The organism is Burkholderia sp. S-53 (assembly GCF_025560745.1).
Classification (GTDB): domain Bacteria; phylum Pseudomonadota; class Gammaproteobacteria; order Burkholderiales; family Burkholderiaceae; genus Burkholderia; species Burkholderia pyrrocinia.
In genome coordinates, this window is the sequence record NZ_CP090483.1 from 833,462 (window position 1) to 853,917 (window position 20,456).

At 68.8% G+C, this 20,456-nt stretch carries 17 protein-coding genes; 8 read left to right on the top strand and 9 right to left on the bottom strand.

Annotated features, from left to right (window positions below; translation table 11 throughout):
* Positions 1–2: 2 nt before the first annotated feature.
* From bluB to LXM88_RS08915, 3 genes are all read right to left on the bottom strand, one after another.
* Positions 3–785, bottom strand: coding sequence for a 5,6-dimethylbenzimidazole synthase (bluB, locus tag LXM88_RS08905; protein WP_262541174.1), 783 nt, complete (start codon positions 783–785; stop codon positions 3–5).
* A 180-nt stretch (positions 786–965) separates the two neighbouring features.
* Positions 966–1,964, bottom strand: coding sequence for a 2-hydroxyacid dehydrogenase (locus LXM88_RS08910; RefSeq protein ID WP_262541175.1), 999 nt, complete (start codon positions 1,962–1,964; stop codon positions 966–968).
* 30 nt (positions 1,965–1,994) lie between these two features.
* A complete protein-coding gene (locus LXM88_RS08915) occupies positions 1,995–2,978 on the bottom strand; it encodes a LysR family transcriptional regulator (protein WP_262541176.1) in 984 nt (327 codons plus the stop codon).
* Between the two features lie 738 nt (positions 2,979–3,716).
* Between LXM88_RS08915 and LXM88_RS08920 the strand changes: the two genes are divergently transcribed.
* The gene (locus LXM88_RS08920; RefSeq protein WP_174421147.1) at positions 3,717–4,928 is read left to right on the top strand and encodes a pyridoxal-phosphate-dependent aminotransferase family protein; all 1,212 of its coding nucleotides are present in this window, start codon (positions 3,717–3,719) and stop codon (positions 4,926–4,928) included.
* A gap of 57 nt (positions 4,929–4,985) precedes the next feature.
* Here the strand turns inward: LXM88_RS08920 and LXM88_RS08925 are convergent, their stop codons facing one another.
* Positions 4,986–5,921 (bottom strand): AraC family transcriptional regulator, encoded by a 936-nt coding sequence (locus LXM88_RS08925; protein WP_262541179.1) that lies wholly within the window; start codon positions 5,919–5,921, stop codon positions 4,986–4,988.
* Between the two features lie 136 nt (positions 5,922–6,057).
* Between LXM88_RS08925 and LXM88_RS08930 the strand changes: the two genes are divergently transcribed.
* Positions 6,058–6,948: a DMT family transporter gene (locus tag LXM88_RS08930; protein ID WP_262541180.1), complete on the top strand. Its 891-nt coding sequence runs from the start codon at positions 6,058–6,060 to the stop codon at positions 6,946–6,948.
* Positions 6,949–7,058: 110 nt separating this feature from the next.
* Here LXM88_RS08930 and LXM88_RS08935 read toward each other — a convergent pair whose 3' ends face one another.
* Positions 7,059–8,273, bottom strand: coding sequence for an MFS transporter (locus LXM88_RS08935; RefSeq protein WP_262541181.1), 1,215 nt, complete (start codon positions 8,271–8,273; stop codon positions 7,059–7,061).
* 349 nt (positions 8,274–8,622) lie between these two features.
* Here LXM88_RS08935 and xdhA point away from each other — a divergent pair, with 349 nt between their 5' ends.
* The 3 genes from xdhA (at position 8,623) to xdhC (ending at position 13,361) form a co-directional block, all read left to right on the top strand.
* Positions 8,623–10,173 carry a xanthine dehydrogenase small subunit gene (xdhA, locus tag LXM88_RS08940; RefSeq protein ID WP_262541183.1) on the top strand — a complete coding sequence of 517 codons (1,551 nt, stop codon included), beginning with the start codon at positions 8,623–8,625 and terminating at the stop codon, positions 10,171–10,173.
* A gap of 18 nt (positions 10,174–10,191) precedes the next feature.
* Entirely contained in the window at positions 10,192–12,555 is a 2,364-nt protein-coding gene (gene xdhB / locus LXM88_RS08945) for a xanthine dehydrogenase molybdopterin binding subunit (RefSeq protein WP_262541184.1), read from the top strand.
* A gap of 188 nt (positions 12,556–12,743) precedes the next feature.
* Positions 12,744–13,361: a xanthine dehydrogenase accessory protein XdhC gene (gene xdhC, locus LXM88_RS08950; RefSeq protein WP_262541185.1), complete on the top strand. Its 618-nt coding sequence runs from the start codon at positions 12,744–12,746 to the stop codon at positions 13,359–13,361.
* 33 nt (positions 13,362–13,394) lie between these two features.
* Here the strand turns inward: xdhC and LXM88_RS08955 are convergent, their stop codons facing one another.
* Positions 13,395–13,520 carry a hypothetical protein gene (locus LXM88_RS08955; RefSeq protein ID WP_262541186.1) on the bottom strand — a complete coding sequence of 42 codons (126 nt, stop codon included), beginning with the start codon at positions 13,518–13,520 and terminating at the stop codon, positions 13,395–13,397.
* On the opposite strand from LXM88_RS08955, the gene LXM88_RS08960 reads away from it, so the two are divergent.
* Positions 13,519–13,920, top strand: a complete 402-nt coding sequence (locus LXM88_RS08960) for a nuclear transport factor 2 family protein (RefSeq protein ID WP_262541187.1) — start codon at positions 13,519–13,521, stop codon at positions 13,918–13,920. The two genes, LXM88_RS08955 and LXM88_RS08960, sit on opposite strands and share 2 nt — an antisense overlap.
* Positions 13,921–13,936: 16 nt before the next feature.
* Here the strand turns inward: LXM88_RS08960 and LXM88_RS08965 are convergent, their stop codons facing one another.
* From LXM88_RS08965 to LXM88_RS08975, 3 genes are all read right to left on the bottom strand, one after another.
* Complete coding sequence (locus tag LXM88_RS08965) at positions 13,937–14,884, bottom strand: LysR family transcriptional regulator (protein ID WP_262541188.1); 948 nt, start codon at positions 14,882–14,884, stop codon at positions 13,937–13,939.
* 69 nt (positions 14,885–14,953) lie between these two features.
* Complete coding sequence (locus tag LXM88_RS08970; protein WP_262541189.1) at positions 14,954–15,592, bottom strand: DsbA family protein; 639 nt, start codon at positions 15,590–15,592, stop codon at positions 14,954–14,956.
* A gap of 94 nt (positions 15,593–15,686) precedes the next feature.
* On the bottom strand, positions 15,687–17,132 hold the full coding sequence (locus LXM88_RS08975) for a TAXI family TRAP transporter solute-binding subunit (protein WP_262541190.1): 1,446 nt from the start codon (positions 17,130–17,132) through the stop codon (positions 15,687–15,689).
* A 398-nt stretch (positions 17,133–17,530) separates the two neighbouring features.
* Here LXM88_RS08975 and LXM88_RS08980 point away from each other — a divergent pair, with 398 nt between their 5' ends.
* Positions 17,531–17,896: a BON domain-containing protein gene (locus LXM88_RS08980; protein WP_262541191.1), complete on the top strand. Its 366-nt coding sequence runs from the start codon at positions 17,531–17,533 to the stop codon at positions 17,894–17,896.
* Positions 17,897–18,034: 138 nt separating this feature from the next.
* Positions 18,035–20,122: a D-(-)-3-hydroxybutyrate oligomer hydrolase gene (locus LXM88_RS08985; RefSeq protein ID WP_262541192.1), complete on the top strand. Its 2,088-nt coding sequence runs from the start codon at positions 18,035–18,037 to the stop codon at positions 20,120–20,122.
* Positions 20,123–20,456 lie beyond the last annotated feature (334 nt).

Here is a 20,456-nt window from a genome sequence, read left to right on the forward strand (position 1 = left end):
TTTCAGGCGATGCGCGTGGGCGCTTCGTCGGGGAGCGTGGCCGATCGCGCCGGTTCGGCGCTGGCGTCCGATGCGTGTGGCGCGTTTGCGTCCGATGCGGCGTTCGTGTCCGCAGGCGGCACGGGCGATCCGGCGGCGTCGATCGAGGCCCGATCGTCCCAGCCGTTTTCGAACAGGCACGCTTCGATCGGCATCCGCGCGGCCCAGCGCTCCTGCTCGAGCATCGGCTTTGCATAGAACGCGTCGACGTGCCCGACGCACAGCACGGCGATCGGCTTCGCGCCATCGGGCATCCGCAGCAGCGTACGCAGCGCATCGACGTCGAACAGCGACACCCAGCCCATCCCGAGCCCTTCCGCGCGCGCCGCGAGCCACATGTTCTGGATCGCGCACGCGGCGGACGCGAGATCCATCTCCGGCAGCGTGCGGCGGCCGAACACGTGGCGCTCGCGGCCGTCGGCAAGTGCGACGACCAGCAGCTCGCCGCATTCACGCACGCCTTCGACCTTCAGCCGCATGAACTCGTCCTGGCGCTCGCCGAGCGCGTCGGCGGTTGCGCGGCGCTCGGCCTCGACCAGCGCATGGATCGCGGTGCGCAGTGCGGGATCGGTGATGCGGATGAAGCGCCACGGCTGCATGAAGCCGACGCTCGGCGCGTGGTGCGCCGCGCGCAGCAAACGCGCGAGCACGGCCGGATCGACGGGCGCCGGCGTGAAATGGCGCATGTCGCGCCGTTCGAAAATGGCGCGGTAGACGGCGGCGATGTCGGAGTCGTCGAAACGCATGAGCGGGAGGCGGCGGGGTAACGTCGGCGCAACGATAGCAGACGGCGCGCGGGAATCGTTACATCAGTCGAAACAAAGCGCGAAATTGTTCATGAAAAAGGCTGGTTGCGCAGCAGTGGGCGCAAGCAAACGATTGCGGTGGCGCCGGCAACTATCAAATGAGCCAATTTCGTCGATTTGTCAGCGAATCGCCGTCACGACGTTCTGCGACGTGCCCGCATGCCAGGCCTCGATGTTCAGCAGCGTCGTGTGCGCGATCTCGGCCAGCGCCTCGCGCGTGAAGAACGCCTGGTGCGACGTGACGATCACGTTCGGGAACGTCAGCAGGCGCGCGAGCACGTCGTCCTGCAGCGGCTGGTCGGAATGATCCTCGAAGAAGAGCCCGCTTTCCTCCTCGTACACGTCGAGCCCGAGATGGCCGAGCTGGCCGCTCTTGAGCGCGTCGATCAGCGCCTGCGCATCGACGAGGCCGCCGCGGCCGGTGTTGATCAGCATCGCACCGTGCTTCATTCGCGCGAGCGTCTGTTCGTTGATCAGATGGTGCGTCGACGGCAGCAGCGGACAGTGCAGGCTGACGATGTCGGCTTGGTGCAGCAATGCGTCGAGCTCGACATAGCGCGCGCCGAACGCGATCAGCTCGTCGTTGTACGGCGGCACCGAGTGCGCGAGCACATGCATACCAAAGCCCATCATGATCTTCGCGAACACGCTGCCGATGATGCCGGTGCCGATCACGCCGACGGTCTTGCCGTGCAGGTCGAAGCCGAGCAGGCCGTTCAGCGAGAAGTCGCCTTCGCGGGTGCGCGCGACGGCGCGCGGCAGGCGGCGGTTGAGCGCGAGGATCAGCGCGACCGCGTGCTCGGCGACCGCATGCGGCGAATACGCGGGCACGCGCACGACCGTGATGCCGAGCCGCTCGGCGGCCGCGAGGTCGACATGGTTGAAGCCCGCCGAGCGCAGCGCGATCAGGCGCGTGCCGCCGTCCGCCAGCCGCTCGAGCACGGCCGCGTCGACCGTGTCGTTGACGAACGGACAGACGACGTCATAGCCGTGCGCGAGGATCGCGGTCTCCGCGTCGAGGTGCGACGGCTGGAAGTGCAGCCGATAGCCGAACTGCCGGTTGGCGGCGGCAAACGAATCGTCGTCGTACTGCCGGCTGCTGAACAGGATCACGCGCACGCTGCACCTCCGATGGCTGACGCGCGCAGTTTACTGCAGGCCCGTGACGATGTCGGAGCGGTCGGGGCCGCGAGACGGACGCAGGAAACCGTAATCCTTCCGCTCGCGGGCCGCCTGCGCGCTGAAGTGGTCGAGCGCGTGCTCGACGAAGCTGCGCGTGCGGGCCGGCACGTACTGGCGGTTCGGATAGACGAGCGACAGTTGCGCGTCCGGGTCGTCGATCCGGTAGCCCGGCAGCAGCCGCACGAGCGTGCCGTTGTTGAGCGCGTCGGCGACGCACGGCTCGGGCAGCACCGCGATGCCGGCGCCGGCCACGGCGGCCGCGTGCACGAGCGCGAGCTGGTTGACCGTACAGGCCGGGCGCACCGTGACGGAATGCGCGACGCCGTCGTGGCCGACCAGCTGCCACGCGGGCGCGTGCTGGTGCGGGGCGAGCGTGACCCAGTCGTGGCCCGGCAGGTCGTCGGGCGCGCGCGGCTCGCCGCGCCGGTCGAGATAGGCCGGCGCCGCACAGGCGACGAACGGGTTCGGCGCGAGCGCGTGACCGATCAGCGACGGGTTGCCGTCGAGCCGGTTGCCTGTGACGATGCCGACGTCGTAGCCCGAATCGAGCACGTCGAGCGGCCCTTCGGCGACGGTCAGCTGCACGCGCAGCTCGGGGTAGCGGTGCCGGAAGCTGCTGACGAGCGGCGTCAGCGCGAGCGGCGACAGCAGGCCCGACGCGACGACGCGCAGCGTGCCGGCCGGTTCGCGCACGGCATGCGCGACGGACGACTCGAGGTGGTCGAATTCCTCGAGCAGCGCACGGCAACCGTCGAGGTAGCGCACGCCGGCCTCGGTCAGCGACAGGTTGCGCGTGGTGCGGTGGATCAGCCGTGTGTTCAGGTGGCTCTCGAGCATCGCGATCGAACGCGTGACGAGCGCATTGGACACGCCGAGATGGTGCGCTGCGCGCCGGAAGCTCTGCTGCTCGGCGACGCAGACGAAGACACGCATGGTCTGAATCTGGTTCATGGCTCGCGTATTTCTGGCCCGGTTGATTGATTATGGTTGTGATTTTTCGCCGCGCAACCTCGAAAACGCATCACGCGGCGCCCAGTTTTCCATCGTATCGAAAATCGGTTTTCGATTCCGCAGATGATTGTTAAATACAGATGCTATATCCGTCAACCTGAGAAAAGGGGCGGGTTGCGGAAAATCGAAATCGCGAGTACCGGTTAAATGGCGAGCTGTCTCGGTGTCTGCCGTTCAAAGGCGGCGGAGTATTGGATTATGGGGGCGGCAGGCGAATAATTCGTATGTTAATCAATTGGTTGTTCGCAGTTCGATCGGGTTCGTTCCGGTAATAAGGGTGATCGATCCCCAATGCGTGGCGCGATAATGGACGTTTTTTTGCGGTGCGCAGGTTTTGCGTATCGCATTCCGCGAGGCGATTTTTATCGGGCAGCCGGTCTATTTCTTTCGATATGCATGTCTGTTGAACCGTCGGCATCGATGAAACGCGGCGATATTGACGGAGAAAATCATGAAGATGGAACCGTTTCACAACCGGCCGGCAATGCCTTTCCAATCCGGAACACCGGTGTGCGACGCATCCGCGGCCGGCTGGCCCGGTCCGGCGACCGGGCCACCGTCGCGCTGTCCGGCCGCGCGTGCCTCTTGCGCGGGGCCGCGGAACGCGGAATGATCGATCAGTTCGCCATGCAGCGCGGCGGGCGCCCGTGCATTTCCCTTCCTCGACTTTTACCAGCCATGTCCATCGATTACTCGCCGATTCCCTGTCCCGTCGTCGTGCCGCTCGACGCGATCCTGCCCGAAGAACCGCTGCTGATGATGGGGGCCGGCCCGGTTCCGATCCCGGCCGCCGTCGCGAAGGCGAACACGATCGTGATCAACCACCTCGGCGCGACGATGGCGAAGATCATCGAGCAGGTGAAGGAGATGGCGCGCTACGTGTTCCAGACCCGCACGAAGTGGGTGCTCGGCGTCGCGGGCCCCGGCTCGGCGGCGATGGAAATGGCGATCTCGAACCTCGCGTGGCGCGGCACGCGCGTGCTGTCGATCCGCAACGGCTTCTTCAGCGCGCGGATGGCCGAGATGGCCACGCGCGTCGGCGCCGACGTCGCGACGCTCGAAGTGGCCGACCGCGCGGTCGCGAGCCTCGACGAGGTCGCGGATGCGATTGCGCGCGAGCGGCCCGAGATCGTCACGATCGTGCAGGGCGAGACGTCGAACACCGTGTGGAACCGCGACCTGCGCGACATCGCGGCGCTCGCGAAGGCGGCTGGCGCGCTGGTCGTCGTCGACGCGGTGTGCACGCTGTCGACGATGCCGCTCGACATGGATGCGTGGGGCATCGACGCGGTGATCACCGGCGGCCAGAAGGGGCTGTCGTCGATCCCGGGCGTATCGCTGATCGCGTTTTCCGACGCCGCATGGGAGCGCATGAAGCATCGCCCCGAACCGAACACGCACTGGTGCCTCGACATGGCGCTCGCGGAGAACTTCTGGCACAACGCCGGTTATCACTACACGGCGCCCGTGTCGGGCGTGCTCGCGCTGCACGAGGCGCTGCGGCTGGTTTGCGCGGAAACGCTCGAAAGCCGCTTCGCGCGCCACCTGCGCTGCTCGCTCGCGCTGCAGGCGGGCGTCGAGTCGATGGGGCTCAAGCTCTATGCGCCGAAGGACTGCCGGCTCAATTCGGTGGTCGGGATAGAGACGCCGGAAGGGCTCACGCCCGGGATGGTCTGCGGCCATATCTCGAAGCAGTACCAGGTCGAGATCTCCGGCTCGTTCGGGTTGCCGATCGTGCGGATCGGGCAGATGGGCGAGCAGTGCCGCGAACACAACCTGTTCCGCACGCTGCATGCGTTCGGCCGCACGATGGTCGACCTGAAGGTGCCGGTCGACCTGCCGGCCGGTGTCGCGGCGCTCGAACAGGAACTGTCGCAACGCGGCGCGTAACGCCGCAGGCGGCCAACCGGCTTCGGTGGCCGGCTGGCCGCGATCGGTCGATCGCGCTCAGCGGCCCTGCATCGCGCGCCGGTACGTATTCGGCGTCGTGCCGTGCGCGTCGCGGAAGCGGTGACTGAAGTGGCCGGCGTTCGCGTAGCCGCAGTCGGCCGCGACCTGCGCGAGCGGCAGCGACGTCGTGCGCAGCAGTTCGCGCGCCCGCGCGAGCCGCTGCTCGGCGACCCACGCATGCGGCGCGCGGCCGAACGACAGCCGGAACATCCGCGAGAAGTGATATTCGGACAGCGCGGCCACGTCGGCCAGTTCGCCGAGCGTCAGCGGCTGCGTCAGGTACGTGTCGATGTAGTCGCGCACGCGGCGGCGCACGGCCGGCGCAAGCCCGCCGCGGAACGATGCGTCGGTGCGCGTCGTGCTCTGCCCGCGCAGCAGCAGGCTCAGCACCTCGTGCGCGGTCTCGTTCACGCGCAGCCGCTCGTCGGCATCGTCCCAGCCGTCCAGCGCGAGCGAACGCAGCAGCGCGGCGACGCGCGCATCCTCGAAATAGGTGCGGTCGGCGAGCTTCAGCTCGCGCGGCTCGCGGTCGAGTTCGCGGATCGCGCGCTGCGTGAAGTGCTCGGGCAGGAAATACAGGTGGATGAAGTGCATCTCGCCGCGCACCCACCAGCGCGATTCGTGGTCGCCCGGCAGCGCGCACAGCAGGCTCGGCGCGCCGTAGCGCGGCACGCGTTCGCGTTCGGTCCGGTAGCCGCCGTCGAGATAGCACGACAGCGTGTGGTGGCCGGGCTGCTCGTAGATCGTCTCGCTTTCGTCGGTGATCCGCGTCCATTCGGCGATCGCGAGATGGTCGCCGAGCCACGCGAAGCGCTCGAGCGTCGCGTTCGCGTCGGCGAGCGTGCGGCAGACCGACTGCAGGCCGAACGGCAGATCGCCGCCGGCCAGGGTGGTGGCGCGGTCGACGGGCGGGGCGGAGAGGGAGAAGCTCATGGTGCGACGAGTATAAGCGGGCGCGCGGCACCGGGTGCGGCGGCCCGAAAAAGACCGCAATTCCGGACAATCGGCGCGCGCCGCGCGGCGGCATAGTCGGGATCCCGTTTCATCCGCTTTCCGGACCGCCACCGCCATGAACCTGTCGCTTTATTTCGTCACCGTGCTGATCTGGGGCACCACCTGGATCGCGATCAAATGGCAGCTCGGTTCCGTGCCGCCGCCCGTGTCGATCGCGTGGCGCTTCTGGCTCGCGGCCGCCGTGCTGTTCGCGCTGCTGCGCGTGATGCGCCGGCCGGTCCGCCCGCCGCGCGAAGCATGGCGCTACCTCGTCGCGCAGGGCTTCGCACTGTTCTGCCTGAATTTCCTGTGCTTCTACTACGCGGAGCAGGTCGTGCCGAGCGGGCTCGTCGCGGTGATCTTCTCGACCGCGCCGCTGCTGAACTCGATCAACGGCCGGCTGTTCATGGGCCGCCCGCTGCGGCCGTCGGCGATTGCCGGCGCGCTGCTCGGCCTGGTCGGCATCGCATGCCTGTTCTGGCAGCAGATGGCCGGCCATCTCGACGACCACGCGACCTGGATCGGGCTCGCGATCGCGTTCGCGGGCACGATGTGCTTCTCGGCCGGCAACCTGCTGTCGAGCCGGATGCAGTCGATGGGGCTGCACCCGCTCGCGACCAACGGCTGGGCGATGCTGATCGGCGCGGCGATCCTGACCGTCGGCAGCGCGGTGGCCGGGATGCCGTTCACGCTCGACATGAGCCCGCGTTATCTCGGCGCGCTCGTCTACCTCGCCGTGCCGGGCTCGGTGATCGGCTTCACCGCGTACCTGACGCTCGTCGGCCGGATCGGGCCGGAGCGCGCCGCGTACTGCACGGTGCTGTTCCCGATCGTCGCGCTGGCCGTGTCGACGGTGTTCGAGGGTTACCAGTGGTCGCCGCTCGCGGTGATCGGGCTGTTGCTCGTGGTGGCCGGCAACCTCGTCGCGTTCGACCTGACGCGCCGGCTGTTTCTTCGGACAGCCTGAGCGTGCCGTCCTCCGGACAAACGAAAACGCCCGCGCGATGCGGGCGTTTTCTTTTTGGGCAGCGGCGCCGCGACCTGCGCGGCCGGCCGCCACGCGGCGGGCATGCGTAATCAGGCGGCTGCGCCGCTCCCCGCCACGCGCGCCTGCCGCTGGTACAGCACCATCGACAGCGCGACACCCGCGGCGGCGGCCGCCGCCGCGAACAGGAACACCTGCGGATAACCGAATGCACCCGCGACATAACCGGCGAGCGGGCCCGTGATGCCGAGCGACAGGTCGAGGAACACCGAGTACGCGGACAGCGCCGCGCCGCGGCTTGCGGGCGGCACGAGCGCGACGGCCTCGACGCCTAGCGCCGGGAAGATCAGCGCGAAACCGAAGCCCGTCAGCGCCGCGCCGACGAGCGCGACGTGCGGCACCGGCGCGAGCCACAGCAGCACGAGGCCCGAGCATTCGAACGCGAACGACACGATCGCGACGCGGAAGCCGCCGTAGGTCTTGATCGTGTTCGCGAACAGCAGGCGCGCGCCGATGAACAGCGTGCCGAACACGGTCAGCGACAGTGCGGCGTTCGGCCAGTGGCGCGCCGCGTAGTACAGCGTGACGAAGGTCGCGATCGAGCCGAAGCCGGCCGAGCCGAGCGCGAGGCCGAGGCCGTGCGGCAGCACACGCGTGAACACGCTCGCATACGACATCCGTTCGCCGTGCACCAGCGGCACGGAATCGATCAGGCGCGCGAGGTAGAAGCCGATGGCGGCGAGCGCGATCACGATCACGCCGATCAGCGCCGGATTCAGCGTATGCGCGATCGCGACGCCGACCGGCGCGCCGAGCGCGAGCGCGCCGTAGGTCGCGATGCCGTTCCACGAGATCACCTTCGCGTTGTGCGTGACGCCGACCCGGCCGATGCCCCACAGGATCGCACCGGTGCCGCACAGGCTCTCGCCGACGCCGAGCACGAGCCGGCTCGCGACCAGCAGCACGAGGCTCGCGACCGGCCAGTGCGCGAGCAGCAGCGCGACCAGCAGCAGCACGCCCGACACGCCGCAGCCGACCAGCCCGCGCAGCACCGTCTGCTTCGGGCCGAGCGTATCGGCGAAGCGCCCGGCGAGCGGCCGCGACGCGAGCGTCGCGAAGTACTGCACGCTGATCGCGCCGCCCGCGACGATCGCGGAAAAGCCGAGGTCGTCATGGACGAAGCCCGGCAGCACCGCGAGCGGCAGGCCGATGGTCAGGTAGCAGATGAACGTGAAGCAGACGACGGACACGATTTGCAGCGTGACCGCGAACCCGCTGCGCGGTGGTGTGGCGGAATCGGTAGACATGGGGTCGGAACGAATGAGCGAAACGGAGCGTGACGGAACGGAAGACGGCGCAAAACGGAATCGGGATTTTCCCATGGAACCGGTTTTCACGCAGGTACCATTTAGTTAATTACGACCCGCTTTTACGGCCGACGGACCGTGGCGGGCACGTCGGAACGGCCGGCAGCGCGGCGTGCGGAAAGGGCGCCGGGCGGCCCCGGCGCTCATATCGCGGCAGTTATATGGGCCCCATGCGTGATGGGCTATGGGTTGCGGAATTTGATGGTGATAGCGTGCAAACTGTCAGAGAAACGTCGGTCGAGCGCTTCGCGCAGGCCGCCTAGCCCCCCATTTGAAGAATCATCGAGACATGAGTGAGCCGATCCGCTTCTACCATCGTCACGCGATCCGCGAAGTCAGCGGCGCGGACGTCACCCGCACCGTGCTGCAATACCTGCGCGAGGACGCACATTGCACCGGCACCAAGGAAGGCTGCGCGGAAGGCGACTGCGGCGCGTGCACGGTCGTCGTCGGCGAGCTGACCGACGCCGGCGCGGTCGAGTTCAAGGCCGTCAACGCGTGCATCCAGTTCCTGCCGACGCTCGACGGCAAGGCGCTGCTGACGGTCGAGGACCTGCGCCAGCCGGACGGCGCGCTGCATCCGGTGCAGCAGGCGATGGTCGACTGCCACGGTTCGCAATGCGGGTTCTGCACGCCCGGCTTCGTGATGTCGATGTGGGCGCTGTACGAGAAGCACGGCCACGAAGGCTGCGCCAGCGCCGGCGCGTGCGCGAAGGCGAAGGACGTGCCGACGCGCACCGAGATCGCCGACGCGCTGACGGGCAACCTGTGCCGCTGCACCGGCTATCGTCCGATCGTCGATGCGGCGGTGCAGATGTTTGACGCACCGGCACCGTCGGCACCGGTCGACACGGCTGCGCTCGCCCGCACGCTCGCGTCGCTCAGGCGCGACGACACGTTCGACTACGCGACGATCAACGGCGCGCGCTTCGCGGCGCCGCGCACGCTCGACGCGCTGGCCGCGCTGAAGGCCGAGCGGCCCGATGCGCGCATCCTCGCGGGCAGCACCGACATCGGCCTGTGGGTCACGAAGCAGATGCGCCGGCTCGACGACCTGATCTACGTCGGCCAGATCGCCGAACTGCAGCGCGTCGTGGAGCGCGGCGACTGGATCGAGATCGGCGCGGGCGTGACGGTCGAGAACGCGTATGCGGCACTGGCCTTCACGTATCCGGAGCTGACCGAGATGTGGAAGCGCTTCGCGTCGCTGCCGATCCGCAACGCGGGCACGCTCGGCGGCAACGTCGCGAACGGCTCGCCGATCGGCGATTCGATGCCCGGCCTGATCGCGCTCGGCGCGCGCGTCGTGCTGCGCGGCGGCGACACGGTGCGCGAGCTGCCGCTCGAGGCGCTCTACACGGGCTACCAGCAGAAGGACATGGCGCCGCACGAATTCGTCGTCGGCGTGAAGGTGCCGACCCGCACCGGCGCGCGCGAGAAGCTGCAGTTCCGCACGTACAAGCTGTCGAAGCGGTTCGACTCCGACATCTCGGCCGTGTGCGCGGCGTTCGCGTTCATCGCGGACGGCGACACGATCCGCGAGCCGCGCATCGCGTTCGGCGGGATGGCCGCGACGCCGAAGCGCGCGACGCATACGGAAGCCGTGCTCGACGGCGCGGTGTGGCACGAAGCCACCGCGCAGGCCGCGATGCAGGCGCTCGAGCGCGACTACCAGCCGCTGTCCGACATGCGCGCGACGAGCACGTATCGCCTCGATACCGCGAAGAACCTGATGTATCGCTTCTGGCTGGAGACGCGCCCGCACGACCCGCTGCCGCCGCAAGCCCTGAATGTGCGTGAAGTGGCCGCGGAAGTCGGCATCGACGCGGCGCGCGTCTGAAGACGGAGAACACCGAAGATGAACCAGCAAGCAGAACCGTTCCTGAGCACCCTCGACCCGCAAGCCGACGCCGCGCAGGTCCACGTATCGCGCGCGCACGAATCCGCGCACCTGCACGTCAGCGGGCGTGCCACCTACACCGACGACATTCCGGTCGTCGCGGGCACGCTGCACGCGGCGCTCGGATTGTCGGCGAAGCCGCACGCGAAGATCGTGTCGATGAACTTCGACGCGGTGCGCGCGACGCCGGGCGTGGTCGCCGTGTTCACGGCCGACGATATCCCGGGCGTCAACGATTGCGGCCCGATCATCCACGACGATCCGGTGCTCGCCAAGGGCATCGTGCAGTTCGTCGGCCAGCCGATGTTCATCGTCGTCGCGACGTCGCATGAAACCGCGCGGCTCGCCGCGCGTCGCGCGAAGGTCGACTACGAGGAGCTGCCCGCGATCCTGACCGCGCAGGAAGCGCGCCAGGCCGAAACCTATGTGATCCCGCCGCTGAAGCTCGCGCGCGGCGACGCGGCCGCGCGGCTCGCCGCCGCGCCGCACCGCGAGTCGGGCGAAATGCTGCTCGGCGGCCAGGAGCAGTTCTACCTGGAAGGGCAGATCGCGTACGCGGTGCCGAAGGACGACGACGGGATGCACGTGTACTGCTCGACGCAGCACCCGAGCGAGATGCAGCACCTCGTCGCGCACGTGCTCGGCGTCGCGTCGCACAACGTGCTGGTCGAATGCCGCCGGATGGGTGGCGGGTTCGGCGGCAAGGAATCGCAGTCGGGCCTGTTCGCGTGCTGCGCGGCGCTCGCCGCGTGGAAGCTGCTGTGCCCGGTGAAGCTGCGTCCGGACCGCGACGACGACATGATGATCACCGGCAAGCGGCACGACTTCCACTATCGCTTCGACGTCGGCTACGACGACGATGGCCGCCTCGACGGCGTGGCGCTCGACATGACGTCGCGCTGCGGCTTCTCGGCCGACCTGTCGGGCCCGGTGATGACGCGCGCGGTGTGCCACTTCGACAACGCGTACTGGCTGGGTGACGTCGACATCGCCGGTTATTGCGGCAAGACCAACACGCAGTCGAACACCGCGTTCCGCGGTTTCGGCGGCCCGCAGGGCGCGTTCGCGATCGAGTACATCCTCGACGACGTCGCGCGCTCGCTCGACCGCGATCCGCTCGACGTCCGCTACGCGAACCTGTACGGCAAGACCGAACGCAACGTGACGCCGTACGGGCAGACGGTCGAGGACAACGTGCTGCAGGAACTGCTCGGCGAGCTCGAGGTGACGAGCGACTACCGCGCGCGGCGCGCGGGCGTGCGCGAATTCAATGCGCGCAACACGGTGCTGAAGAAGGGCATCGCGCTCACGCCGGTGAAGTTCGGGATCGCGTTCAACGTCACGCACTTCAACCAGGCCGGCGCGCTGGTGCACATCTACACCGACGGCTCGGTGCTCGTGAACCACGGCGGCACGGAGATGGGGCAGGGGCTCAACACGAAGGTCGCGCAGGTCGTCGCGCATGAGCTCGGCATCCGCTTCGGCCGGATCCGCGTGACGGCGACCGACACGAGCAAGGTCGCGAACACGTCCGCGACGGCCGCGTCGACCGGCTCGGACCTGAACGGCAAGGCCGCGCAGGATGCGGCGCGCCAGTTGCGCGAGCGGCTCGCGGTGTTCGCGGCGAAGCAGTACGGCGACGGCAAGGTCGATGCGGCCGACGTGAGGTTCGGCAACGACGTCGTGTGGGTCGGCGGCCAGGGTGTGCCGTTCGGCGAAGTGATCGCGAAGGCCTACCTGGCACGTGTGCAGTTGTGGTCCGACGGTTTCTATGCGACGCCGAAGCTGTACTGGGATCAGTCGAAGCTGCAGGGCCGGCCGTTCTACTACTACTCGTACGGCGCGGCCGTGTCGGAAGTCGTGATCGACACGCTGACGGGCGAGATGCGCACGCTGCGCGTCGATGCGCTGCACGACGTGGGCGCGTCGCTGAACCCGGCGCTCGACATCGGCCAGGTCGAAGGCGCGTTCATCCAGGGGATGGGCTGGCTGACGACCGAGGAATTGTGGTGGAACAAGGGCGGCAAGCTGATGACGCATGCGCCGTCCACGTACAAGATCCCGACCGTGAACGACACGCCGCCCGAATTCAACGTGCGGCTGTTCGAGAACCGCAACGTCGAGGACAGCATTCACCGGTCGAAGGCCGTCGGCGAGCCGCCGCTGCTGCTGCCGTTCTCGGTGTTCTTCGCGGTGCGCGACGCGGTTGCTGCGGTCGGCGATTACAAGGTCAATCCGCCGCTCGATGCGCCGGCCACCGGCGAGTCGATCCTGCGCGCGGTGAGTGCGGTGCGTGCAGCGCGCGCGGGTCAGGCAGGCTGAGATGAAACGACCCCCGCGCTCGCTTTGTTCACTGCACTCCGAGGGGGCGGTCAGCCTCCTTGGGGCGGCCCGGCGGAGGCTGAGATGAAACGACCCCCACGCTCGCTTTGTTCGCTTGGGGGGGCGCAGTCCCCCCATCTCCCGATGGCTTATCCCAGTGCGTGTGGGGCGGCCCGGCGGAGGCTGACATGAACGGGCCCGCACGCTCGCTTCGCGCCGCGTCGAACCCCGCGTTCGCGCAGGGCACCGGCCAGCGCCCCCGCGCGACCGCCGCGCCGGCGCCGATGCACATCGTGCTGTTCGGCGCCGGGCACGTCGGTCACGCGCTCGTCACGCTGCTCGGCGCACTGCCGTGCGTCGTGCAGTGGGTCGACACGCGCGACGAGCTGTTCCCGGACGAATGTCCGCCGAACGTGCAGCCGGAGCCGACCGACACGCCGGAGGCCGTCGTCGACGCGGCGCCGCCCGGCGCGTACTTCCTCGTGATGACGCACAACCACGCGCTCGATTTCTCGCTCGCCGCGCAGATCATGCGGCGGCGCGACTACGCGTACTTCGGGATGATCGGCTCGCGCACCAAGCGCGTGAAGTTCGAACGCCGGCTCGCGGCGCGCGGCGTCGATCCGGCGCGGCTCGCGGAGATGGTGTGCCCGATCGGCGTCGCGGGCATCGTCGACAAGGCACCGGGCGCGATCGCGGTGGCCGTGTGCGCGGAGCTGCTGCAGGCGCGCTCGGGCATGCCGGTGGCCGACGCGAAGGCGGCCGCGGCAGGGCGCGCGCGCGACGACGTGTCCTGCGCGCGGTAACGCGGCAACGCACGTTCACATGCTTGGATAAAGTCATTCGCGGGGCCAGCGCAAGCCCGTGATGAGCGGGAACAGGCCCTGGCGCACGGTCGCGCGTTTTTGCATACACTGCACGACGACGCGCGGCATCGGGCCGCGCTTTTTTCCGTGCAGGGCCATGTCCGATCACCCGATCTATCTCGACGCGCTCGATGCGAGCCTCGTCGCCATCGAGCGCTGGCTGTCCGGCGTCGATACCGCACCCGCGGCGCTCGACGCGCTGCTCGCACCGTTCTCCACCGATTTCACGATGATCCTGACCGACGGCCGCGTAGTCGACCGCGACGGCACGCGCGCGCTGTTCGCGAAGCTCGCCGGCGCGAAGCCGGGGCTGCGGATCACGCTGTCGGAAACCCGCGTGCTCGCGGCCGACGCATCGCATGCGGTGATCACCTATCTCGAAGCACAGCACGCGGCATCGGGCGAATTGCCCGCGCGCCGCGCGACCGCCGTGTTCGAACGCGACGCGGCGGGCGTCGTGCGCTGGACCCATCTGCAGGAAACCTTCTGCACGGCCTGAGCGGTCGCGCCGCGTATCAACGCTTGCGAGTGCGGGCGACCGTCAGTTCGTCGGACACGCTCTGCATCAGCGCGCACAGCCACGCGATGTCGGTCGGGCGGTCGGGCTGCGGATGCGTGAGCAGGTAGCTCTTGATGCGCGGGAACGGCACGGGCGGCGTGACGACGACGAGCGGCAGCAACTGCGCATAGTGCGTCGCGAAGCGGCGCGTCGTCGTGAAGATCAGGTCCGACTGCAGCAGCACCTGCGGCACGATCCCGAAGTAAGGCAGCGTCGTCACGATGCGCCGCGTGAGGCGCGCACGCGCGAGGCCGATCTCGATCGCGTTGCGCTTGTCGCCGGTGTACGGCGTCGGCGCGACATGCGCGGCGGACGCATACGCTTCGCGCGTGAGCGGCACGCGCGCGAGCGGGTGCGCTTCGCGCATCAGGCACACGATCGTGTCGGAGAACAGGTCCTGGCGCGCGAACTGCGGGTCGGGCTTCGGCCAGTTGCCGATCACGAGATCGAGCGCGCCCGATTCGAGCGCGCCCGCGTGGTCGAGCGCGGGATTCAGCGAATCGATTTCCAGGTGCGCATGCGGCGCCGCGTCGCGAAAGCGCTCGATCAGCGTCGGCATGAAGAAATCGTTCAGGTAGTCGGGCGCGGCGACGCGGAACGTGCGGCGCGCGGACGACGGGTCGAAATCGCCGTGCGGCGTCGCGATGAAGTCGACCTCGCGCAGCGCGCGCTGCGCGGCTTCGAGCAGCGACGCGCCGTATTCGGTCGGCACCATCCCGGATTTGCCGCGCACGAGGATCGGGTCGTTCAGCGTCTCGCGCAGCTTGCGCAGCGCGGTGCTGATCGCGGGCTGGGTCTGGTTCAGCCGCAGCGCGGCCTGCGTGACGCTGCGCTCGAGCAGCAGCGTGCGCAATACGCGCACGAGCCAGATGTCGAGCGAGGCGGTACGGTCGTCGTCTTCCATCGGTGCGGGGTGATTCGGGGGAAGCGTAACCTTACCGCAGCCGCGCGTTGCCGGGCGTGATACCGGCCATCACGCACGACCCTTCGGCAGCGCGCTGATCCGCTTGACCTCGCGCGATTCGAGCCAGGTCGGCGTGCGCGCGCAGTACAGCACCATCGGCAGCGCGTCCTCGCCCCAGAACAGTTGCTGGTTCATCCAGAACGTCGGCACGCCGAACACGCCGAGCGCGATCGCGTCGGCGTTGTTGCGGGCCAGTTGCGCACTCGTTTCCTCGAATTCGATCAGTTCGTCGCCGTGGCCGACGCCGACGCGTTCGCACAGCGCCGCGAAACCGTCCGGCGTCGACGGATCGTTGCCGTCGCGCCAGATGAAGCGGAATATCTCCAGCACGGTCGCGATATCGGCGCGCAGCGCGATCGCGAGGCGCAACACCTTGTCGGAATCGAACGGGTGCGCGGGCGGCATCTTGAAGCGGATGCCGAGCTGTTCCGCGCGAAACAGCGCGTGGCGGTACGTGAACACGCGCTTGGTCGGCACGTCGGCGCTCGGGCGTTGTCCCCAGTGGCGCTGCAGGTCGGGCAGCGATACGGCGATCGGCTCGAACGGCACGTCCGGCCACTTGTCGTGCTGTTCGAGCAGCAGATAGGAGAACGGCGACACGAAGTCGAAGAACCAGGCAGGCTGGGCGGTGTCGAGGCCGGTTGTCATGACGATCTCCAGAGGGTGGGGCGTGCGGCGCCTGGCGGCGGCCTTCATGTTACGCGGTGGCGCGCGCATGCAGCAATGATCGCGGATCGTCCGCTCACGCGGAACCGGGAGTCGCCCGGGGGCGATCGCCGGCCGGCGGCCGTGCGGCGTCGACGCGTGCCTGCGGCTGGCCGCCGCTGCCCGGCGGGCCCGCCGGCGTGTCCTGGTCGTGCGCGGTGAGCCGCTCGCGCACGAAGCCGATGTGCTCGCGCAGCACGTAGAACTGCCCGGCATACGCGAGCGGCATCTTCATCCGGTTCACGGCTTCCTCGATATCGTCGAGCTCGTCGAGCAACTTGACGCGCTCCTCGGCCGTGTGCTCGCCGAGCGCGCTGCGCTCGAGCGCGATCAGCGCGCCGTACCAGCGGTAGATGCGCGAGCGCACGCGCCAGCCGTACAGCGACGGCACGAGCCGCAGCCCGGGGATCAGCACGACGATCAGCGGCACGATCACGACGAGCAGCCGGTCGACGAGGCTCGCGACCCAGAACGGCATCCGCCGGTACAGGAAGGTCTTGCCCGACTTGTAGTAGCGGGCCGCATCGTCGGACAGCGGGAAACCGCGCGTGACGGGCGACGGGAATTCGCCTGCGTGCTGCAGGATCGTCGCGTGGCCGTGTACCTCGCGCGCGGCCTCGATCAGCAGGTCGGACAGCGCCGGATGCAGCGAGTCGCGCGCGACCAGCTCGATCGTCGGCGCGACGGTATGGATGTCGGCGGGCGGCAGGTTCTGGCCGAGATCGTAGACGCCCATCGGCAGCGTGATCGCGGTCAGGTACGGGAAGCGCCGCGCGTACGCCTCGGCCTGCGTGAACGAATACACGTGCACGCCCGGCGCGCGGAACAGCTTCGCCATCACCGGGATCTGCGTCGAGTCGCCGGACAGGAACGCCGCGTCGATCTTGCCGTCGAGCAGCGCGGCCGCGGCGTCCTCGCCGGCGGTCGGCAGCAGCTCGGTCGGGCCGCCCGGCACGATGCCGTTCATCTTCAGCAGCGCAAGGCTCAGTTCGCGCGCGCCGCTGCCTTCCGCACCGAGCGCGAGCCGCTTGCCCTTGAAGTCGGACAGGCGCGCGACGATCGGGCCGCGGTACATGATCGCGAGCGGCACGTAGCCGATGCTGCCGAGCGACATGAGTTGTTCGTCGCGCTCCTTCGGGCCGATGCCGCTCTGCACGAAACCGACGTCGACAGGTGCGCCCGGGTTCGCCAGCCGCGCGAGGTTCTGCGCGGACCCCTCGGACGATTCGACGTCGAGCGTGACGCCGTTCTTCGCGAGGATGGCCTTGTATTTCTGCGCGGCGTTCCAGTACGTGCTGCCGGGCGGCCCGGCCGAGATCACGACCGTGGACGGCGGCGCCGGCTGGATCAGCCTGACCGCGAGCCAGACGGCCGCGCCCGCGAGTAGCACGGTGGGGCCGATCGACAGCGCGAGGTCGCGCCACGACACCGCGACGAAGCGGGCGAGGATGCGGCGAGGCGGGCGAGGGCTGGCAGGCTTCATGGGATCGGCGGATGACGCTGGCGTGACGCATCGATGACGGTCGTCGCGGACGATGCGGATTCTCGCGGCGATGGTACCCGGTTTCACCTTGCATGCGCGAGTCGGGCCTCGCGGCGCGTCAAAAGCTTTGCGCTTCCGCGGGCGCTGGATTACATTGTGCGACGCAGCCGCGCCCGATTCGCGCGCGACCCGGCACGCAATGAGACCGGGCGCGTCCGGCCGGCGGCTGTCCGGCCCGGCCGGCCCGCTATTGCGTGCGCCGGCTGCCGGCCCGTCTCGCCTCTCTCGCATCGCCGTGGAAATCACCGGCTGTCCCGCCCGTTCGCGCGCGGGACGGCTGTCTTTGGGGGTATCCGGCCGTACTGTGCACGGCCGTTCCGGAGTTACAAGGAGATAGCATGAAGTCGATCGTGTTGAGAGCGTTGGGCGTCGCCGCCGTGGCGGCCTGTCTGTCGGGCAGCGTGTATGCGCAGTCGAGCGATGCGGCGGCCACCGAAGCGCCGGCGGCCGCGACGAGCGCGCCGAAGGCCGCCGCGAAAACCGCGAAGAAGGCGAACCGCAAGCTGGGCTACGCGGTGCGCAAGGCGATTTCGAAGGAAAGCGGCGTGGATGTGGCGAACCTCGTCGTGCGCTCGAAGGGCGGCGCGATCTCGCTGGAAGGCACGATGCCGGCCCAGGATCAGATCGACAAGGCCGAAGCCGCAGCCAAGGGCGTGACGGGCGTGACGTCGGTCACGAACAAGCTGAAGGTCCAGCAGCAGTAATGCCGGGCGGCGGCGCGCGAGCGCCGCGTGCGCCCGCATTCAGGCGGGCCCCGGCATCCCGGGGCCCGTTTGCGCTTCAGAGGCCGCGAACCGCGTGCGACGCGGCGGCGGACCGATAACGATATCGAGAGGGCGGCGATGGCGAGTCTCGGGTGGGGCAGGCGGATGGTTTTCGGCGCGGCGCTGGCCGCTGTCGCGGTGCTCGGCGCCTGCAACGGCGACGACACGGGCGAGCGCAACCGGCTGCCCGGCTTCGTGTCCGGCAGCGTGCGCACGACGGCCTACGATGGCGCAAGCGACGACCTGCTGACGGCAGGCCTCGGCAAGACGGGCCTCGCGGCGGCGGCGCCCGGTTTTGCGAATCCGTCCCGGCCGACGAGCGCCGAGCTGCGCCGTCTCGCGATCTGGTCGAACTACCGCGCGCTCGTCGACATGAGCGCGAACGGCGGCTATGGCCGCTTCTGGGGGCCGAACGTCGACCTCGCCGGCAACGACACGCTCGGCGAAGGCAAGATCCCCGGCACCGAATATCTCGCGTATTCCGACGACGGCAGCGGCAGCAAGAACGTGACGCTGCTCGTGCAGGTGCCCGCCAGCTTCGACCCCGCGCAGCCGTGCATCGTCACCGCGACGTCGTCGGGCTCGCGCGGCGTGTACGGCGCGATCTCCGCGGCCGGCGAATGGGCGCTCAAGCGCGGCTGCGCGGTCGCGTACAACGACAAGGGCGGCGGCAACGGCGCGCACGAGCTCGGTTCCGATACCGTCACGCTGATCGACGGCACGCTCGCCAACGCGGTGCTCGCAGGCACCGCGAGCCTGTTCACCGCGAACGTGACGAGCGGCGATCTCGCCGCGTTCAACGGCCGTTTCCCGAACCGCTATGCGTTCAAGCACGCGCATTCGCAGCAGAATCCCGAGCAGGACTGGGGGCGCGTGACGCTGCAGTCGGTCGAGTTCGCGTACTGGGCGCTCAACGAGCAGTTCGGACCGCTGGTCGACGGCTCGCATCACGGCGTGCGCTATCGCGCGGGCGACATCACGACGATCGCCGCGTCCGTCAGCAACGGCGGCGGCGCGTCGCTCGCGGCGGCCGAGCAGGACAGCCGCGGCTGGATCACCGCGGTCGTGGTCGGCGAACCGCAGGTCAACGTGCGAATGGCGCCGAACGCGATCGTGCGCACGGGCGGCCAGCCGGTGCCGTCGTTCGGCCGGCCGCTGGCCGACTACGCGACGCTCGCGAACCTGTTGCAGCCGTGCGCGGCCGCGTCGGCGTCGCTTGCCGATGCGCCGTACCTGAGCGCGCTGCCGGCCGCGACCACGCAGTCGATCCGCACGCAGCGCTGCGCGACGCTCGCCGCGGCCGGGCTCGTGGCGGGCGCCGATACGCAGAGCCAGGCCGCCGACGCGCTCGCGCAGCTCCACGCGGCCGGCTATCTGGCCGATTCCGACCTGCTGCAGGCGCCGATGTGGGATTCGCAGGCGATTCCGGCGATCGCGGTCACCTATGCGAACGCGTACACGCGCTCGCGCGTCACCGACAACCTGTGCAATTTCAGCTTCGCGACGACGAACGCGGCGACGGGCGCGGTCGCGCCGCCCGCCGCGTCGCCGATGCCGGCCGTGTTCGGCGTCGGCAACGGCGTGCCGCCGACGGCCGGCATCAACCTCGTGTTCAACACGGGCGCGGGCGTCGATCACCGGCTCGCGACGCCCGATGCGAGCTTCGCGGGCGCGCTGTGCCTGCGCCAGCTGTGGACGAACGGGATGCTCGGGATGCCCGCGAACGTCGACGCGGTGCGCGTGAACGCGAACCTGCAGGGCAAGCCGGCGATCATCGTGCAGGGCCGCAGCGACGCGCTCGTGCCGGTGAACCATGCATCGCGCGCGTACGTCGCGCAAAACGGCATCAGCGAGGGCGGGCGCAGCCAGCTCGTGTTCTACGAGGTGACGAACGGCCAGCACTTCGACGCGTTCCTGCCGGTCGCGGGCTTCGACACGCGCTTCGTGCCGGTCCACTACTACAACCTGCAGGCGCTGAACCTGATGTGGCTGCACCTGAAGAACGGCGCGCCGCTGCCGCCGTCGCAGGTGATCCGCACGGTGCCGCGCGGCGGCACGCCGGGCGCCGCGCCCGCGCTGACGAGTGCGAACCTGCCGCCGATCTCGGCCGCGCCTGGCGCGAACGCGATCACGACCGGCGCCGGCGCGATCGACGTGCCGCTCTGACGGCACTCGCCGCGCCACCGCCAAGAAGCCGGACAGCCGTCCGGCTTTTTCTTTTCTATCGCATGGAATCGGTCCCGGACTGCCTTTTATCCGAATGGCGAGTGCTGTAACAAATTCTTACTTTACGGCAGTAAATCCGGAACTTATTATGCGCCGGTATTTTCACTTAATTTAATAAATTCCAGATACGAGATATTCCTTTCCGTTTGGTTAATCGATCCTTTCGATTTTATTAAATCGGCTCGAGCTGCGATTGATCGCCGTATTGCGATTAATCGGCATCTCGCCGAGGGGGATTGTTCGTCCGTTCGCGGCGAGGCGGCCTTGTCAGGCG

Coding starts and splice junctions, on each gene's coding strand:
- bluB (WP_262541174.1), bottom strand. CDS start 785: ATGCGTTTCGACGACTCCGACATCGCCGCCGTCTACCGCGCCATTTTC.
- LXM88_RS08915 (WP_262541176.1), bottom strand. CDS start 2,978: ATGAACCAGATTCAGACCATGCGTGTCTTCGTCTGCGTCGCCGAGCAG.
- LXM88_RS08920 (WP_174421147.1), top strand. CDS start 3,717: ATGTCCATCGATTACTCGCCGATTCCCTGTCCCGTCGTCGTGCCGCTC.
- LXM88_RS08925 (WP_262541179.1), bottom strand. CDS start 5,921: ATGAGCTTCTCCCTCTCCGCCCCGCCCGTCGACCGCGCCACCACCCTG.
- LXM88_RS08930 (WP_262541180.1), top strand. CDS start 6,058: ATGAACCTGTCGCTTTATTTCGTCACCGTGCTGATCTGGGGCACCACC.
- LXM88_RS08935 (WP_262541181.1), bottom strand. CDS start 8,273: ATGTCTACCGATTCCGCCACACCACCGCGCAGCGGGTTCGCGGTCACG.
- xdhA (WP_262541183.1), top strand. CDS start 8,623: ATGAGTGAGCCGATCCGCTTCTACCATCGTCACGCGATCCGCGAAGTC.
- xdhB (WP_262541184.1), top strand. CDS start 10,192: ATGAACCAGCAAGCAGAACCGTTCCTGAGCACCCTCGACCCGCAAGCC.
- xdhC (WP_262541185.1), top strand. CDS start 12,744: ATGAACGGGCCCGCACGCTCGCTTCGCGCCGCGTCGAACCCCGCGTTC.
- LXM88_RS08960 (WP_262541187.1), top strand. CDS start 13,519: ATGTCCGATCACCCGATCTATCTCGACGCGCTCGATGCGAGCCTCGTC.
- LXM88_RS08955 (WP_262541186.1), bottom strand. CDS start 13,520: ATGGCCCTGCACGGAAAAAAGCGCGGCCCGATGCCGCGCGTCGTCGTG.
- LXM88_RS08965 (WP_262541188.1), bottom strand. CDS start 14,884: ATGGAAGACGACGACCGTACCGCCTCGCTCGACATCTGGCTCGTGCGC.
- LXM88_RS08970 (WP_262541189.1), bottom strand. CDS start 15,592: ATGACAACCGGCCTCGACACCGCCCAGCCTGCCTGGTTCTTCGACTTC.
- LXM88_RS08975 (WP_262541190.1), bottom strand. CDS start 17,132: ATGAAGCCTGCCAGCCCTCGCCCGCCTCGCCGCATCCTCGCCCGCTTC.
- LXM88_RS08980 (WP_262541191.1), top strand. CDS start 17,531: ATGAAGTCGATCGTGTTGAGAGCGTTGGGCGTCGCCGCCGTGGCGGCC.
- LXM88_RS08985 (WP_262541192.1), top strand. CDS start 18,035: ATGGCGAGTCTCGGGTGGGGCAGGCGGATGGTTTTCGGCGCGGCGCTG.